The sequence below is a fragment of the Streptomyces sp. NPDC054794 genome (assembly GCF_053611585.1).
In genome coordinates this window covers 1-1,529 of the sequence record NZ_JBSHAQ010000142.1, presented here as the reverse complement: position 1 = coordinate 1,529, position 1,529 = coordinate 1, and the positions used below count along the sequence as shown (strand labels likewise).

Here is a 1,529-nt window from a genome sequence, read left to right as displayed (position 1 = left end):
CGGGACGGGGGGCGCACCAGGGCTGGGTGGCGGCACGCCGGGCTGGCCTAGCGGCTTGCGGCCGGTGGGTGGGGGCGCGGGGGCCGAGTGGCGGCCCGCCGGGCCGGTTTAGCGGTCTGCGGCCGGGAAGGCGGGCGCACCAGGGCTGGGTGCCGGCACACCGGGCTGGCCTAGCGGCTTGCGGCCGGTGGGTGGGGGCGCGGGGGCCGAGTGGCGGCACGCCGGGCCGGTTTAGCGGTCTGCGGCCGGGAAGGCGGGCGCGCCAGGGCTGGGTGGCGGCACGCCGGGCTGGCCTAGCGGCTTGCGGCCGGTGGGTGGGGGCGCACTCGCGTCTCGCCAGCACGCCGGGAGGGCTGAGGGCCTGTCTGGTGTTTTGATCTCCGTTGTAGGGTCTCGCGGCTGATGTCGTAATCTCACGGGCCGTGTCGTACCGATGTCGTACACGACGTCACCGTGAGACTGAAGCGTGTTGGGTGCTGCTGCTCAGCGCCTCGTCTCGTACCTGGTCAGGACCACGCCGCCGGGAAGCGTCCGCGTCTCCACCAGGTTCAGGTTCACCCAGCTGTCCAGCGCGGTGAAGAACGGCGTGCCGCCGCCCACCAGGACCGGATGGGCGGCGATCACGTACTCGTCGATCAGCCCGGCGCGCATGGCCGCCCCGGCGAGCGTTGCGCCGCCGATGTTCATTGGGCCGCCGTCCTCGGCCTTGAGCCGGGTGATCTCGGCGATCGCGTCGCCGGTGACCAGGCGGGTGTTCCAGTCGACCTTGTCGATCGTCGAGGAGAACACCACCTTCGGCGTGTCCCGCCAGTTCCGCGCGAACTCGATCTCCGCCGGGGTGGCGTTGGGCTGCTGGTCGCCGGTCGGCCAGTAGGAGCTCATCGTCTGCCACAGCTTGCGCCCGTACAGCGACAGGGCACTCGCCTGTTCGTGGTCGAGCCACCACTGGAACAGCTCGTCGCTCGGCGGTCCGCTCCAGCCGATGTCGTCGCCGGCCGCGGCGATGTAGCCGTCCAGGGTCAGGTTCATGCCGTAGATCAGTTTCCGCATGGCCCAGCCTTCCGTCCGTGGGTGTCCGGCGCATAGACCAGCGCGGCGCGGGAAACTCATCGGTGCGCGATCCGGGCTTGCCGGTAATCCTCGTGCTCAGGGCTCAGCGTGGTGCACTCGGCCGACACGGGCAAGCCGCCTGACCTCGCCCTCGCCCTCGCCCTCGCCCTCGCGAAGAAATGCCACGGATTTGTGCCCGGTGGGCGGGTGGCGTGGCCGCGCTTGGCCCCCACGCAGGGTGGGCGGGTGGCTGGGCGGTGGGTGGGGGTGCGCGGGCCGGGTGGCGGCACGCCGGGCCGGTTTAGCGGCCTGCGGCCGGGATGGCGGGGCGCGTCGGGGCTGGGTGGTGGCTTGTTGCTGGGTGGGGCGGCTTGCCGTTGGCAGGGGTGAGGTGTGGGCGCGCGTCGCATGCTCGGGCGGCTGGGCTGTGTCCCGGCGGCGGACGAGGGCGTGTGCGGGCCGGGGTCAGGCCGTTCGCG

Annotated in this window: 1 protein-coding gene; it reads right to left on the bottom strand. The window is 72.9% G+C overall.

Features of this window, described 5'->3' with window-relative positions; all coding sequences use genetic code 11:
* Positions 1-483: 483 nt before the first annotated feature.
* Positions 484-1,050 (bottom strand): dihydrofolate reductase family protein, encoded by a 567-nt coding sequence (locus ACWGKT_RS48430; RefSeq protein WP_453278811.1) that lies wholly within the window; start codon positions 1,048-1,050, stop codon positions 484-486.
* Between the last annotated feature and the right edge of the window lie 479 nt (positions 1,051-1,529).